The 14,584-nt window shown below is 68.1% G+C and carries 12 protein-coding genes; 4 read left to right on the top strand and 8 right to left on the bottom strand.

What is annotated here, in order from left to right; genetic code table 11:
- Window positions 1-21 precede the first annotated feature (21 nt).
- The 8 genes from U9J66_RS05590 to U9J66_RS05555 form a co-directional block, all read right to left on the bottom strand.
- Window positions 22-1,491, bottom strand: a complete 1,470-nt coding sequence (locus U9J66_RS05590; protein ID WP_014912595.1) for a catalase — start codon at window positions 1,489-1,491, stop codon at window positions 22-24.
- Window positions 1,492-2,401: 910 nt separating this feature from the next.
- Complete coding sequence (locus U9J66_RS05585; protein ID WP_326337228.1) at window positions 2,402-2,797, bottom strand: hypothetical protein; 396 nt, start codon at window positions 2,795-2,797, stop codon at window positions 2,402-2,404.
- A 391-nt stretch (window positions 2,798-3,188) separates the two neighbouring features.
- Window positions 3,189-4,160 (bottom strand): HNH endonuclease, encoded by a 972-nt coding sequence (locus U9J66_RS05580; RefSeq protein WP_326337227.1) that lies wholly within the window; start codon window positions 4,158-4,160, stop codon window positions 3,189-3,191.
- A 93-nt stretch (window positions 4,161-4,253) separates the two neighbouring features.
- A complete protein-coding gene (locus tag U9J66_RS05575; RefSeq protein ID WP_326337226.1) occupies window positions 4,254-5,021 on the bottom strand; it encodes a hypothetical protein in 768 nt (255 codons plus the stop codon).
- 202 nt (window positions 5,022-5,223) lie between these two features.
- On the bottom strand, window positions 5,224-6,642 hold the full coding sequence (locus tag U9J66_RS05570; RefSeq protein ID WP_326337225.1) for a GntP family permease: 1,419 nt from the start codon (window positions 6,640-6,642) through the stop codon (window positions 5,224-5,226).
- Window positions 6,643-6,651: 9 nt separating this feature from the next.
- Window positions 6,652-6,786 carry a hypothetical protein gene (locus tag U9J66_RS05565; protein WP_014910456.1) on the bottom strand — a complete coding sequence of 45 codons (135 nt, stop codon included), beginning with the start codon at window positions 6,784-6,786 and terminating at the stop codon, window positions 6,652-6,654.
- Between the two features lie 246 nt (window positions 6,787-7,032).
- On the bottom strand, window positions 7,033-7,542 hold the full coding sequence (locus tag U9J66_RS05560; protein WP_326337224.1) for a TspO/MBR family protein: 510 nt from the start codon (window positions 7,540-7,542) through the stop codon (window positions 7,033-7,035).
- A gap of 179 nt (window positions 7,543-7,721) precedes the next feature.
- Complete coding sequence (locus U9J66_RS05555; RefSeq protein WP_326337223.1) at window positions 7,722-9,695, bottom strand: sigma factor-like helix-turn-helix DNA-binding protein; 1,974 nt, start codon at window positions 9,693-9,695, stop codon at window positions 7,722-7,724.
- Between the two features lie 568 nt (window positions 9,696-10,263).
- Here U9J66_RS05555 and U9J66_RS05550 point away from each other — a divergent pair.
- From U9J66_RS05550 to idi, 4 genes are all read left to right on the top strand, one after another.
- Entirely contained in the window at window positions 10,264-11,667 is a 1,404-nt protein-coding gene (locus tag U9J66_RS05550; RefSeq protein ID WP_014912272.1) for a family 2B encapsulin nanocompartment shell protein, read from the top strand.
- Window positions 11,668-11,698: 31 nt separating this feature from the next.
- Window positions 11,699-12,982 (top strand): family 2 encapsulin nanocompartment cargo protein terpene cyclase, encoded by a 1,284-nt coding sequence (locus tag U9J66_RS05545; RefSeq protein ID WP_326337222.1) that lies wholly within the window; start codon window positions 11,699-11,701, stop codon window positions 12,980-12,982.
- A 62-nt stretch (window positions 12,983-13,044) separates the two neighbouring features.
- Complete coding sequence (locus U9J66_RS05540) at window positions 13,045-13,905, top strand: geranyl diphosphate 2-C-methyltransferase (protein WP_326337221.1); 861 nt, start codon at window positions 13,045-13,047, stop codon at window positions 13,903-13,905.
- An 84-nt stretch (window positions 13,906-13,989) separates the two neighbouring features.
- Window positions 13,990-14,580 carry an isopentenyl-diphosphate Delta-isomerase gene (gene idi / locus U9J66_RS05535; protein ID WP_017533904.1) on the top strand — a complete coding sequence of 197 codons (591 nt, stop codon included), beginning with the start codon at window positions 13,990-13,992 and terminating at the stop codon, window positions 14,578-14,580.
- Window positions 14,581-14,584 lie beyond the last annotated feature (4 nt).

Raw genomic sequence — 14,584 nt, 5'->3', positions numbered from 1 at the left:
CCGGCGCCCGAAGACCGGGTGTTACAGCTTGCCGGCCTTGTTGGCCTCGATGGCCTTGCGCACGCCCTCACCGTAGGCCGGGTCGGCCTTGGTGCAGTTGGCGATGTGGCGCTCGATGGTGGCGTCGGAGGCGCCGTCGATCGCACGCGCGGTGTTCTCGAACAGAACCTGCTGCTGCTCGGCGCTCATCGAGCGGAACAGGTCACCGGGCTGCTCGAAGTAGTTGTCGTCGTCCTCGCGGTAGTCGAACCGGTCGGCGTTCGAGCCCACACCCAGCGCCGGCTCGGCGTAGGCGGGCTGCTCCTGCCAGCGACCGTAGGAGTTCGGCTCGATGCCGGGGACCCCACCCTGGTTGCCGTCCACACGCATGACACCGTCACGGTGGTAGGTGTTGACCAGCTTGGCGGCGCGCGGGTAGTTCACCGGGATCTGGTGGTGGTTGACGCCCAGGCGGTAACGGGCGGCGTCACCGTAGGAGAACAGACGACCCTGGAGCATGCGGTCGGGGGAGACGCCGATGCCGGGCACCAGGTTGGCCGGGGTGAAGGAGGCCTGCTCCACGTCGGCGTGGTAGTTCTCCGGGTTGCGGTTCAGCTCGAACTCGCCGACCTCGATGAGCGGGTAGTCCTTCTTCGACCAGACCTTGGTCAGGTCGAAGGGGTGGAAGCGGTAGTTCTCCGCGTCCGCCTCGGGCATGATCTGGACGTAGAACGTCCACTTCGGGTAGTCGCCGTTCTCGATGGAGTCGTAGAGGTCGCGCTGCGAGGACTCGCGGTCCTCGGCGATGACCTCGGCGGCCTCCTGGTCGGTCAGGTTCTTGATGCCCTGCTGGGTCCGGAAGTGGAACTTGACCCAGAAACGCTCGTTGTCGGCGTTCACGAACGAGAAGGTGTGCGAGCCGAAGCCGTGCATGTGACGGTAGCTCGCGGGGATGCCGCGGTCCGACATGACGATGGTGACCTGGTGCAGAGCCTCGGGGAGGTTGGTCCAGAAGTCCCAGTTGTTCTCGGCGGAGCGCATGTTGGTGCGCGGGTCGCGCTTGACGGCGCGGTTCAGGTCGGGGAACTTCAGCGGGTCGCGGAAGAAGAACACCGGGGTGTTGTTACCGACGACGTCCCAGTTGCCCTCTTCGGTGTAGAAGCGCAGGGCGAAGCCGCGGATGTCACGCTCGGCATCGGCGGCGCCGCGCTCACCGGCGACGGTGGAGAAGCGCAGGAACACCTCGGACTGCTTGCCGACCTCGGAGAAGAGCGCGGCCTTGGTGTACTGGGTGATGTCCTTGGTGACGGTGAAGGTACCGAAAGCACCGGAACCCTTGGCGTGCATACGACGCTCGGGGATGACCTCACGGTCGAAGTGGGCGAGCTTCTCCAGGAACCACAGGTCCTGAAGCAGCATCGGGCCGCGGGGACCCGCGGTGAGGCTGTTCTGGTTATTGGCGACGGGGGCGCCGTTCGCCGTGGTCAGAGGCTGGGTGTTGTCGTGGGACATGTGTTCCTTGTTCCTTGACGGGAAGCGTTCGGTGCCGCGGTGGAAGCACGGTCGATCGGTGTCGGGCCTCGTGACACCGAAGGACACGGCCCCGTCGATGACGGGACCCCGGCCGACCGGACCTCCAGGACATGGCGTCGCGCGCCGCTGGCGGGGCACCAGGCCATGGCGAAGCCGCTCCGGGCCGCTTCGACATCGCTCAGGCGCATGCCGCCATTGAAGCACTTTTCTGGAATGATTCCAAATTATGGCAGAGGAAAATCTGTCCGAACACCCGGAGTCCCCACCCCACGGGACACCCTGAACCCCACCAGGCGCAGCCGAGAGCCCGTCCCACCCCGCCGACCACGCGACGAATCCCACCCTCGAGCCGGCCGAACCCGGCCACCACCCCCTAGAAGAGACCCCCGCCTCCCCCTCCCACCACCGATCCGCCCCCTCTGGCCGACCCGACCGCTCACGTTCAGTGTCTGTCGGGCCGACGTGGGGAGGTGGGCGTCGTGGCGGTTCTGTCTCATCGGGCCCCTCGTCACCGAGGGAGAGCCGCCCGGTCACACCTCACAGAAGAGCCTCCAACGCGCCGATCGCCGCGTCACGGCGCAGCCGGTCGTGGAAGTGTTGGTTACGGTAGTTGCGTAGGCATCCGTAACACGATGTCTCCACACCACAGTCACAGGAAGCGACGCGGGCGTGCGCTGCCTACTCTTCGTGGTCTGCACCAGGGTCAGGGATCACCTGCACGTGTCCTGGAACGGTAAGCCGAGCCCGTTCTGCTGGAAGCGGGCATTGCGTGAACCGGGGCGGTCGGCAGTAGGGCCCCGCTGCTCGCCGCCCCGGGCAGGGCTTATCCGCTTCAGTCGGGTTACAGGGGCACTGTGGGATCACACCTGCTTGAGCTGGAACGGTGCCCCTACTCCTCCTCCAGTTTCTCGAGGATGCGCTCGGCGCGTCGGTCCATACGTTCCCCTTCGATGTACCACCGTGCGGGACCCTGGACCGCGACCGGGGAGTCCTCCCAACCGGCGAGCTCGTACATGGTCATCACCAGGCCACTGGGTGAGTGATGCTTACCGTCGAACTCCCACAGCAGCGAGTACCGGCGATTGTTCGTCCAAGTCGCCCTCGACCTACGATCATCCTCTGTGAGCCAGTCGCGTAGTGCGGCCTCCTCCGTATTGTTCAGCGGCCGGAATTCCAAGGGGGTACCGGGCCCCAGCTCACCGGCGTTCAACAGAATGGTCGCGCTGTTGGGGCGCCGGGGCTTGCGTGGCCGCTGATGGGCTTTCGCCCGGTAATCCGTGGACATGGGTGGCGCTTCCGAACCGGAGCGGAGGTCGCGGAGTGTGAGCGAGACCAGATCACGACAGAGCTTCGGGTCGGAAAGGATACGGGTGATGGAGGCCGGAGCGGTGGAACTGTGGGCGGCGTCCATATGGTGTAGGAGCCACGGTAGAACTCGAGCGGTCAGAGGAACGGCTTGGGCCACCGCCTCCTCCCAGTCGTACTCGTCGGAGTTCATCTCCTTGCGGTCCACGCATTGAAAGACCAGATGGGCGATGAGAAGGTCACCACCCCGGCCCGAGGATCGACGAGGTGTGAGACGGATGCGGAGGCAGAGGATTGCGTCGTGAGGGTGGCTTTTTCAGGCCTCTGCGGTTTTCAGAAGAGGCCTGAGAGCCCCGGTTTCTCCGGTGGGATCAGTGTGCGAGAAAAACTCTTTCTCCGTGCCAGGAGAGGGCGTCTTTGCTGGGGTGGTCTTCCCGTCGGCTCGGCAGGGAGATGGTCGCGCCTTCGAGCGAGGTGTAGTACTCGGCCGCGGAGAAGTGGTGGGAGCGGAGGAGAGGGCTCACCCTGATCTTCGACTCCGGGGTGATCGTCAGGTAGCCGGCGTCGAAGAGCTTGTGCACGTCGGCTCGGAGCAGTAGTCCGTTGTCGAGGCGGTGCAGTCCTCCCTTGCCCACCGGATGGATGTGCGCCGCCTCCAGGGTCGGGGGCACGTCGGTGCCCGTTACGGCACATCGTCCCCGGTAGGCGTCGACGAGGGCGAGTTTGAAGGCCTCCTGCCCCAGCCGTCTGCGTACGAGAGCGTGGCCGCCTCTGGTGGAGCCGGTGTGAGCCCAGGTGGCGGTGGCGTGAGGTTCGTCGTCGAGAGGGGAGCGGTCGTCGGCGGCCAGGATGCGGTCGACGGCCTCGGTGAAGTACGAGGAATGCTCTCCACGGAGGATGTCGTCGTAGCCCTTGCCCTGGACCAGGTTGCCGGGGAAGTCCGGAGGCGGGGCGAGGGTTCGGCCCTCGGGGAAGAAGACGGGGTCCCGAAGCATGAGGCAGCCGATCACGGGGTCCTCGCCTGAGGTGATGGCGGGCTTGCCCTCCTTGGTCCGGTAAGCGTTGAGGGCCTGGCGCAGCTCGTTCAGGCCGGCCCTGCCGTTTCCCTCACCGAAGGCCTCCCAGGCCTGGGAGAGCGGCACCTGGGCGAACCTGCTGAACACGGCACCGCCCACGATCCGATTGTGCGGATAGCGGCTCTTGAAGAGGAAGAGGTCTCCGGTGCCTATGCGTTTGAAGGACGTGTTCGAGGAAGGGCGCCAGAAGTTGATCTCGGTCAGATGGGGTCTTTCGGCCAGGAACTCGTACCATCGCGTATCGGTGATTCCGACATATGCCTTCATGAAGCGAATTATCCATCCTGAAGAAGGACGGCGAACCTTGGAGGCCCTGGACCGCGTTCAGCGCGCTTCAGGGCCCAGGGTGTGGCGGGAGGGTCAGGCGTCGGATTCGAGGAGGGCGACCGCAGCGGCCAGGACCTCGTCGAACTCCTCCTCTTGGGCGGAGCGTGCCTCATCGGCGGCCTCTTGGAGCAGGCGATCCCGACATTCGGTGTCCAGCCGGTCGTCGAAGCATTCCCGGGCCAGGGTGGAGGTGTCCACGTCGGGGGAGGAACCGAGGTCCATGCCGATCAGGACGAAGTGCACGTCCGCGACCTGCCCCCAGGCGGTCCACATGGTCATGTCGAGCCCGTCGGCAGACAGGTCCATGGTGAAGGCGTCGCCCTGGTCGGGGAGGGAGGGGAAGGAGGTCCCGCGGATGCTGCCCTCCAGCGTGATCCCGTCGCTGACCGCGGTCATGGTCGAACAAGAGGAGAGCATCGCCTCGTAGCCGGAGGTGTCCTGCGTCTCGTCGAAGTCTCCGGAGACCAGGACGTAGGTGTAGAAGGTGGGCGAGGAACCGGAGGAGACGGCGACCTGGCCCGCTCCCTCGGCCGCCTCCTCGGGGACGTCGGCGGGGCTGTCCTCGAAGGCCTCCTCACAGGCCGCGGGTTCGATCGAGTCGAAGTCGGTGCCGCCCCCGCCCGAACCGTCGATCTCGTCCAGGTCGATCGTCTCCACGTCGAAGCCGTCGGGGTAGTCGGAGGAGGGGAGCAGGAGGGATTCCAGGTGCTCGCTGGGTTCGAGGACGACCTGTTCGGAGCACGCGGTCAGCGGAAGGAGGAGGGCGAGGGGCAGAAACGCGTGACGGGTCTTCGGGAACATGGGGGATCCTTGCGGGTTCTCGGGGGTGTTCCCCGGTTCCGACCCTCCTCGGGCGAGAGGGGTTCACGAGAGAGGTGTCACGCTCCGGGACGAGAACCGGAACGAGCTTCCTGGCCGTTTCCGGTCAGTGGTCTCGAGCCCCCGCCCGGCGGAACGCCGACGGGCCGAGAAGCGGATTCCCGGCCCGTCGGTGGAGTGATGCTCAGAAGGAGCCGACGACGGAGACGAGGCTCACGAGTGCGACGACCACGAGGACCGGGATCACGAGGGTCACGACACCGAGGTCCTTGTAGGACTGGCGGTGGGTGAGCCCGCAGACGATGAGCAGGGTCACCACGGCACCGGAGTGCGGCAGGGTGTCGAGGCCGCCGGCGGCCATGGCGGTGAGCCGGTGCATCGCCTCCATGCTGATGTCCTCTTGCGCGGCCAGGGCCCGGAGGTCGTCGCCGAGCGCGTTGAGCGCGATCGTCATACCGCCCGAGGACGAGCCGGTGAGACCGGCGGTGATGGAGACGGAGAGGACGGAGGTCCACAGGGCGTCGGCGCCGAGGCCGAAGACCGAGTCGCGGACGACGGCGAAGGCGGCGACCGAGGCGACGACCGCTCCGTAGCCCACCTCGGAGGCGGTGCTGAAGATCGGCAGCATGGACCGCTTGGCGCCGTCGACGAAGCCGGCCCACAGCGTGGTGAGGTGGCGGAGGTTGAGGGCGACCAGGACGAGGACCGCCGCGATGATGCCCGACAGCACGGCCCACAGCCCGAGACGTTCTTCGGCGGCGACCCCGCCGAACTTCTCCTGCGCCAGGTAGGACCAGTCGAGGGCCGGGAAGAGGAACAGGGTGCACGTGAAGTTCACGGCGAAGACCGTGATCAGCGGCAGGAAGGGAACGACGCGGTTGGCCGGCTCGAGCGTGGCGGTCCGCTGTTTCCCGTCGGTTTCGTCGGATGAACCACCGGTCGAAAGCGCGCTCTCGGGGCTGTCGAAGCTCTCGCCCTTACGGATCAGCGCCGTGCGACGGTATTCGAGCCACAGCAGGCCGAGACCGAAGATGAGGGCGCCGCCCACCAGCCCGATGCCGGCTCCGGCGAAGGGGCCCGTGCCGAAGAACTGTCCCGGAATGATGTTCTGCACCTGCGGGCTGCCGGGCAGCGCGGTCATCGTGAAGGTGAAGATCCCCAGGGCGATGGTGGCGGGGATGAGGCGGCGGGGGATGTCGGCGACCCGGAAGAGCTCGCGGGCCAGCGGATACATGACGAAGGCCACGACGAAGAGGCTGATGCCCCCGTAGGTCATGAGGGCCGAGGTGACGATCGTCGCCGCGATCGCGCTCCGGGAGCCCACCAGCCTCGTCACGGTGCGGGCGATGCTCTCCGCGTAGCCGGTGATGGTCATCAGAACACCGAAGATCGCGCCGAACAGGAAGACGGGGAACCAGCTACCGACGAAGCCGGCCATCGCCGGCATGAAGATCTCGGTGTAGGAGGCCAGGATCGGGGCCCCGGAGAAGACCACCGCGACCACCGAGGCGAGGGGAGCGGCGAGGATGACGGGGACGCCGCGGTAGGCGAGGGTGACGAGCAGGAGCAAGGATGTGACGATGCCTATGATTCCCAATGCCATGGGGGCTCCTCAGGGGGTCGGGGTGGAGAGTGCCGAATCCTCACCGGGAGACGAGGCGGTCTCCGAGGGGCGGGCGCGGTCGTCCAGCGGCATGGGGCGTTCCGCATCGGCGGGGGTGTCACCGCTGATCGGGCGGTCGCACATGTCGGTCATCTTCGCGTCGAAGTGACGGCAGGGGATATAGGGAACGGTGGGGTAAACCGCGTGAAGCTGTGGGGGGTTCGGCGGTTGAAGCGGTGGGGGCGGTCATGGTAATCGAGGCCGGTCGCGCGGGTGCTCACGTCTCATGGGTGGTGCTCGGATCCACCGCTACGGGCGCCCCATGTGTCCAGCCCACGTATCGGGGCATCGCGCGGTCACGTCGCGCTCCTGAGGGCGGGCGCTCGGTGGTCAGACGCCGATGTTGAGCCACCAGATGGAGAGGTTGAGCGCGGTCGCGAACGCCACCCAGACCCAGTAGGGCACCAGGAGGGCGGCGGCCCAGCGGGAGACGCGGGCGAACAGGACGATGGTGACCGCCAGGGCCGCCAAGAGCAGGACGATGTCGACCAGGGCCGTGCCGCGAAGCCCGGCGGCGAAGAAGAGGGGCGACCAGGCCGCGTTCAACAGCAGTTGGACGGTGAACAGGGCCAGTTCCGTCCGGGCTCCACGCAGGCCGCGCAGGCGCCAGACCAGCCAGCCGGAGACGGCGATCATCGCGTACAGGACGGTCCACACCGGCCCGAAGAGCCAGGAGGGCGGGGCCCACGACGGTTGTCGGAGGGCCGCGTAGTCTCCGGCGGTCTCCGTGTTGGAGAGCACGCCCACGAGCGCGGCCGCGGTCACGGCGGCGGCGAAGACCAGGGCCGCGAGGAGTGAGGACGTCGTCGACGGGGTGTGTCCTGCTTTGGCGGCGGTCATGGTCTCCCTCCGGGAACGGGGCTTCGGCCGTGTTCGGCCGGTCCCCTCACGTCGACACTACCCAAAGTGTCGATGGTATTACTCGTATTTCAAGTATCTCTCTTGCCAAACCTTTTTTGGCCGAGGGGGCCGGGTGCTCTGAGGTCCATCGAGAGGGCGGTCTCCCCCCGGGGTTCGAGTCAGTCGGTGGGGGTGAGGGCGGCGAGGAGGTCGTGGTCGCCCCGGTCGGCGAGATGGGCGAGAAGGTGGTCGGGGGCGGTCGCCTCCGGTAGGCCGACGGCCCTGGTCAGGAGGGTCAGGCCTTCGGTGCCCGAAACCGGGTCGGGGAGGCCCGCGAGGCTCAGGGCGTGGGCGAGGGGGTCGGCCGGGGCGGGGTCGTGGCGGTGGACCCGGCAGAGGAGACGTCCCTCGGCGAGGGTGATGAAGGCGTGGTCGCCGACCCGGGCCTCCTCGGCGAGGAGGAGGGGACGGATCGAGTTCATGAGGGGCTGGTTCTTCCACGCCGCCACCGAGTCGCGGTCGCCGATGCGGACGGGGAGGCGGTGGCCGGGGCGCATGCCGATCCACGCGGCGAAGCCGCTGGGGATGGGAAAGCCGGAGCCGCGTAGATGTTCGCCGTTCAGGTCCACTCGAAGCCACCAGACGCCGTCCGGGCAACGGAAACAGCGACGGGTGCGTTCCACGGTGCGCTTGGGGCGGTAGGGGGCGGTGGCGTGGTCGGGGACGGTCCCGGGGAGGGCGACCCGGCCCGGGGCGGGTCGGGCGAAGGCGCTGCCGGAGGCCATGGCCCGGATCGAGTTCTCGGTGACGTCGAACCATCCGGTGATCCGTTCGACGAGGTCGGAGACGGCCATATCGCCGCCGGCCCGCTCCAACTCGCGGCGGATGGTCTCCTCCAGCCCGAGGTACTCCCTGCCGCCCCAGGAGCGCAGGCCGAAGAGACGGCGGTCCCTGCGCACGATGCGTTCGTCGCCGTGGACCCGTTCGCGGAACCCGGACTCGTTGAAGTCGCCGCCGACCCGCTCGACGAGTTCGTCGAAGTGCAGGGGGCGACCGGCCAGGGACAGGACGGCGAACGCCTTGTCGGGGAGGTTGCGCCCCCAGAGGACGAGGTGCCCGTCCATGATCCGGGTCCTGGGGAGGGTCTCCAGCCAGGCGCCGGTGTGTTCGCTCGGGACGCCTCCGTCGAGGAGTAGGGCCGTGGCCTCGTGGAGGGGGAGCACGATCCGTCGGCTCAGCTCCTCGGAGAACCGTTCGGCGAGGGAGGTCGAGGCGCCGGTGACGATCCAGTCGCCGGCCACGCGGTGTTCGGGCAGTAGGGCCAGGAGGATCTCGCCCACCGGTAGGCCGAGGGAGGGGATGAGGTGCCGGTGGCCGGGGTCCAGGTTCCAGAAGGCCTTCAACGGGGTCGCCGTTCCCAGCGCGGTGGTGAGCGAACGCAGGTGGGCGGCGGTGAACGCGCCCTCGGGCCCTTCCAGGCGGGCGCGCAGGTCCTCGCGGATCTGTTTGTGGATCTGGCGGATGCGTTCCCGGGTGACCCCGAAGGATTCGCCGAGGCTGTCGAGGGTCTCGGGCGTTCGGCTGAAGACGCGTCGGACGGCCACCGCGCGACGGCGTTCGTCGTCGGAGGACAGGTGGGTCTCGAGTTCATGGACGTAGGAGCGGGTGGGTCGTTCGGGGGACGGCCGGTCCTGCTCGGGGACGTCGGTCCGGCGGGGCATCGTGGTCGGCGCCCTCTCGACCCGAGCGGCCGTCGTGCCGTCGGCCTCTCGGTCGACGTCCTCTCGGGGCAGACGGTCCAGCACGGTGAGGAAGAGGTCGCGCAGGTACTCGTGGGCGGCCTCGGCGCCCACCGGTTCGCGGAGGCGCCATACGGGGGTGGCGAGTACGGAGGGCCTCTCGCCGGCCGCGTACAGCGCGGGCATCACCTCGCCCAGGGCGTGCCCCTCCCAGCGTTCCAGGGCGAGTCGGGCCAGTCCGGTCGCGACGGATTCGGCGCCGATCCGTCCCGTCACCAGGGGCAGACGTACGCGTCGCCACCACCGTTCCTCGGTGATGCGCGGGTGCGCGAGGGCGCGATGGGCGGTGTCGTCGCAGGTGTGGGCCAGGGGAGGGACGACGTGGCAGAGGCGGATGTCGAGGGGCCGGGACAAGAGCGGCCTTTCTCTCCGGGGACGGGGGTGCCGCACAGATTAGAGGAGGCCGGGGACGTCGCGGACCCCGAAGGGACGGCTCGTCCGGGTTCCGGGCCTTGGGGAAATGTGTGGAACACGGCTTTTCGGGGTTTTCTCGGGGTGGCCGAAAAGGAGGCGTGTTCAGAGTGGGTGATGCGGCGGATTGTCGGTTTGTCGTGGGCGATTTCCATGTCCATGGGCTTCTTGTTCCCATGAGGATCGGATGGGCGGTTTCAAGCCGGCTACGGCCGGCTTCGTGTGTCATCGCTGGTCGTGGTGGTTGTGATGGGTATTCTCCTCAGGGGTGCATGGGCGAAAGGAGGGGGTTGGTGTCATATATCCGTTCTGGGTATCGGTATCGAAGTGCTCATTCTTCTGTTGTCTGAAAAAGTTGTTCTTGGTCACCGGGTGGTGTCTTTCTCCTAGGGTGGTCGACGGTCCTTGAACCGGCGAAGACCGGAACAGGTCGTATTTCGTCTTTTTGGTAGCCCTTTCTCCGTCCGTGCCCCCGTACGGACGTCGACCACCATGAGGAGACACACAGCCGATGTCGATCGACTCGACCCCCGAGGTACGGACCGGCCAACAGCGGAGCCTGACCACCGCGGCGGCCCGAAACCTGGCCACCACCACCAAGTCCGCCCCGCAGATGCAGGGGAAGAGCTCCCGATGGCTGCTCAGGATGCTGCCCTGGGTGCAGACCGACGGCGGTGCCTACCGGGTCAACCGCCGCCTGACCTACACCGTCGGCGATGGTCGGATCGAGTTCGTGCAGACCGGTTCCGAGGTGCGGGTGATCCCGCGCGAACTCGGGGAACTCGCGATGCTGCGCGACTACGACGACATCGAGGTGCTGGAGGCGCTCGCCGGGCGCTTCGTCCAGCGCGAGTTCGAGCCCGGCGAGGTGTTGGCCGAGCAGGGGACGTCGGCCGAGCACCTCTACCTGCTGGCCCACGGCCGCGTGCACAAGACCAGCGAGGGCGCCTACGGCGAGACCAACCGGCTGGGGGTCCTGGCCGACGGTGACAACTTCGGAGAGCGCTACCTCCTCGACACCGAGCCGACCTGGGACTACACGGTCAAGGCCGCGACCTCGGGCACCCTGCTGGAGCTGCCGCGCCGGGAGTTCATCGCGCTCCTGGACGACTCCCCGAGCCTTCAGGCCCAGATCCAGAGGTTCCTGTCGGTGCCGGAGCGGGGGCAGAACAAGCACGGCGAGGCGGAGATCGCCCTCTCCTCCGGTCACACCGGCGAGGTGGACCTTCCCGGCACCTTCGTCGACTACGAGCTCAAGCCGCGCGAGTACGAGCTGAGCGTGGCCCAGACGGTCCTGCGCGTGCACACCCGCGTCGCCGACCTCTACAACAAGCCGATGAACCAGACCGAGCACCAGCTCCGGCTGACCATCGAGGCGCTGCGGGAGCGGCAGGAGCACGAGCTGGTCAACAACCGGGAGTTCGGCCTGCTGCACAACGCCGACTTCAAGCAGCGCGTGCAGACCCACTCCGGGCCGCCCACCCCGGACGACCTCGACGACCTGATCACCATGCGTCGCAACACGCAGTTCATGTTCGCCCACCCTCGGGCCATCGCGGCCTTCGGCAAGGAGTGCAACAAGCGCGGGCTGAACATCGGCACGGTCGACGTCAACGGTCACCAGCTGCCGGCCTGGCGCGGCGTCCCGCTCCTGCCCTGCGGCAAGATCCCGATCTCCGGCCACCAGACCTCGTCGATCATCGCGGTCCGTACCGGTGAGGACAACGAGGGCGTCATCGGGCTGCACCAGACCGGCCTGCCCGACGAGGTCGAGCCCGGCCTCAACGCGCGCTTCATGGGCATCGACGGCCAGGCGATCATCTCCTACCTGGTGAGCACCTACTACTCCGCGGCCGTCCTCGTCCCGGACGCCCTGGGTGTACTGGAGAACGTCGAGGTCCGCCCGCGTGCCTGAGCGATCGACACCGTCAGGGAAGGAGGCCTGAGTGTCACTGTTGTCACGGATGTCCGCGCCCTCGGCCGGACACATGACGGCGGATCTGGTGCGCGCCCTGCTCCGCGACCCGAAACGTCCGGGCAGCCCCGACCTTCCGTCGACGCCCCGGCTCGCGGTGCGGAATCGGACGGGCACGCGCCCGCCGAGCGGTCCCACCGGGCTCCGTATCCCGGGTGGACCGACCGGATTCGGCACCTCGGCGGCCACGATCCTGTCGCCCCCTCGGCCCGCCCCGGTCGAGAACGCGCGGGGAACGTCGGGGACCCGGCTCCCGGACGCCCCCGCGGCCCCCGGCGTACGGGGGGACGACAAAGGTTCGTCGGTCCCGGTGCTCTACTGCCCTCCCGCGGTCCGGGACGACCCGGCGCTGGGCGAGGAGATCAACGACCGACTGGTCGAATGGGCCGAGGAGGTCGGTGTCTATCCCGGTCAACTCGACCGGGTGCGCGCGTGCGACTTCGGACGCCTCATCATGCTCGCCCACCCCGAGACCGACGACGTCGAGCGGCTGCTGGCCGCGGCCAAGTGCGCCCTGTCCGAGTGGTCCGTGGACGACCACTACGTGGACGGTGAGGTGGAGGAGGCCCGCCCGGAGCTGTTGGGGCAGCGGCTGGCGATCGCCCACTCGGTGATCGACCAGGCGCACCTGCCGCTGCGGTACGCCCCGCAGTTGGAGGAGGTCGTCCAGGCCGACCCGGTCATGGTGGCGTTGCGCGCGGCCCTGGACAACCTGTCCGAGTACGCCTCGGCGGCCCAGGTCCGTCGACTCCGCCACGAGCTGGCCATCATGTTCGTGGCCTACAACCAGGAGGCGGTCTGGGCGGCGACCGGCCAGCGCCCCCCGGTCTGGGAGTTCCTCATGCACCGGCACGAGAACAGTTTCGTGCCCTGCATGGTGCTCATCGACGCGGTCGCCGGCTACGAGCTGTCCCAGGCCGAGTTCTCCGACCCTCGGGTACGTCGTGTGTTCACCCTGGCCGGCTCGGCCAGCGTGATCGTGAACGACCTGTACTCCATGGGCAAGGAGGACCCCTCCGATTTCAGCGTGCCGAGGCTGATCGCCACCGAGGAGAACTGCTCGGAGCGCGAGGCGATCGAGCGCAGTGTCCTGATCCACGACGAGATCATGCACACCTACGAGACCGAGGCGGCCGCTCTGGCGCTGACCGGGTCACCCGAACTGCGGCGTTTCCTCGCCGGGGTCTGGGCCTGGCTCGGCGGCAGCCGCGAGTGGCACGCCCGCACGGCCCGCTACCACGGTGGCGGAGCCTGACCCCGATAGACCCCTCACCGGCCTCCCTCAGGCCGGGAACACACGACCAAGGAGTACACACGATGACCACGACCATGCCCTCCGACACCCGGGTGCTGCGTACCGACTACCAGAGGTCGGTGGCCGCCTACTGGAACGCCGAGAAGGATCCGGTCAACATTCGCCTGGGCGAGGTCGACGGGCTCTTCCACCACCACTACGGGATCGGCGACTACGACCCGTCCGTGCTGGAGGGCCCCGAGGAGACCCGCGATCAGCGCATCATCGAGGAGATGCACCGACTGGAGACGGCCCAGGCCGACGTGCTCCTGGACCACCTCGGCGCGATCGGGCCCGACGACCGAATCCAGGACACCGGCTCCGGCCGCGGCGGGACCAGCTTCATGGCCAACGCCCGCTTCGGTTGCAGCGTGGACGGGGTGAGCATCTCCGAGCAGCAGGTCGAGTTCGCCAACGCCCAGGCCCGTGAGCGGGGGGTGGACGACAAGGTGCGCTTCCACTTCCGCAACATGCTGGACACCGGCTTCGAGACGGGCTCGATGCGGGCCACCTGGAACAACGAGTCCACGATGTACGTGGACCTGTTCGACCTCTTCAGCGAGCACGCGCGTCTTCTGGAGTACGGTGGCCGTTACGTCACCATCACCGGTTGCTACAACGACGTGACCGGTGGCCGTTCCAAGGCGGTCAGCCGGATCGACGAGCACTACACGTGCAACATCCACCCCCGGAGCGAGTACTTCCGGGCGATGTCGGCCAACGGCCTCGTTCCGATGCACGTCGTCGACCTCACCGCCGCGACCATCCCATACTGGGAGTTGCGGGCGCGCTCCTCGGTGGCCACCGGGATCGAGGAGCCCTTCCTCACGGCCTACAAGGAGGGCAGCTTCCACTACCTGCTCATCGCCGCCGACCGGGTCTGACCCCGCGCTCCGGCTCCGGGGAACCGACTTCGGGCGTCCGCCTCCATCACGGCGGGCGCCCGCCACCGATCACGAAGGGTGTCCATGACCATCAGTACAGACACCGGAACGCCCGAGTCCGTGTCCGACGAACGGCGTCCGATCATGCTCGAGCTGGTCGACGAGTCCGGACGGACCACGGGCACCTCCGAGAAGCTGGCCGCGCACCGGGCCCCGGGGGTCCTGCACCGGGCCTTCTCGGTCTTCCTCCTCGACGGCCGGGGGCGTCTCCTGCTCCAGCGTCGTTCCCTGTCCAAGTACCACTCGCCCGGGGTGTGGTCCAACACCTGCTGCGGTCACCCCTATCCGGGGGAGCAGCCGTTCGCGGCCGCGGCCCGACGGGTGGGCGAGGAACTGGGACTGTCGCCCTCGCTGATGCGCGAGGCCGGGACCGTGTCCTACCACCATCCGGACCCGATCTCCGGTCTGGTGGAACGCGAGTACAACCACCTGTTCGTCGGTCTCGTGGACCGGGAGGTGAACCCGGATCCGGAGGAGATCCACGAGACGCTCCTCGTCGACCCGGAGGGGTTGGAACGGGCACGCGCGGAGGGGACGTTCTCCGTGTGGTTCCCGACGGTGCTCGACGCGGTGCGCCCGGCCCTGCGGGAGCTCCCGAACGGTGACGTCTGGTAGCCGG

The sequence above is a fragment of the Nocardiopsis sp. LDBS1602 genome, from assembly GCF_035818715.1.
In the GTDB taxonomy this organism is placed as follows: domain Bacteria; phylum Actinomycetota; class Actinomycetes; order Streptosporangiales; family Streptosporangiaceae; genus Nocardiopsis; species Nocardiopsis alba.
This window is presented reverse-complemented; position numbering and strand designations above follow the sequence as displayed.

Bases quoted from the DNA above. Each gene is read 5' to 3' on its own strand.
- U9J66_RS05590 (WP_014912595.1), bottom strand. From the start codon at position 1,491: ATGTCCCACGACAACACCCAGCCTCTGACCACGGCGAACGGCGCCCCC.
- U9J66_RS05585 (WP_326337228.1), bottom strand. From the start codon at position 2,797: ATGTCCACGGATTACCGGGCGAAAGCCCATCAGCGGCCACGCAAGCCC.
- U9J66_RS05580 (WP_326337227.1), bottom strand. From the start codon at position 4,160: ATGAAGGCATATGTCGGAATCACCGATACGCGATGGTACGAGTTCCTG.
- U9J66_RS05575 (WP_326337226.1), bottom strand. From the start codon at position 5,021: ATGTTCCCGAAGACCCGTCACGCGTTTCTGCCCCTCGCCCTCCTCCTT.
- U9J66_RS05570 (WP_326337225.1), bottom strand. From the start codon at position 6,642: ATGGCATTGGGAATCATAGGCATCGTCACATCCTTGCTCCTGCTCGTC.
- U9J66_RS05565 (WP_014910456.1), bottom strand. From the start codon at position 6,786: ATGTGCGACCGCCCGATCAGCGGTGACACCCCCGCCGATGCGGAACGC.
- U9J66_RS05560 (WP_326337224.1), bottom strand. From the start codon at position 7,542: ATGACCGCCGCCAAAGCAGGACACACCCCGTCGACGACGTCCTCACTC.
- U9J66_RS05550 (WP_014912272.1), top strand. From the start codon at position 10,264: ATGTCGATCGACTCGACCCCCGAGGTACGGACCGGCCAACAGCGGAGC.
- U9J66_RS05540 (WP_326337221.1), top strand. From the start codon at position 13,045: ATGACCACGACCATGCCCTCCGACACCCGGGTGCTGCGTACCGACTAC.
- idi (WP_017533904.1), top strand. From the start codon at position 13,990: ATGACCATCAGTACAGACACCGGAACGCCCGAGTCCGTGTCCGACGAA.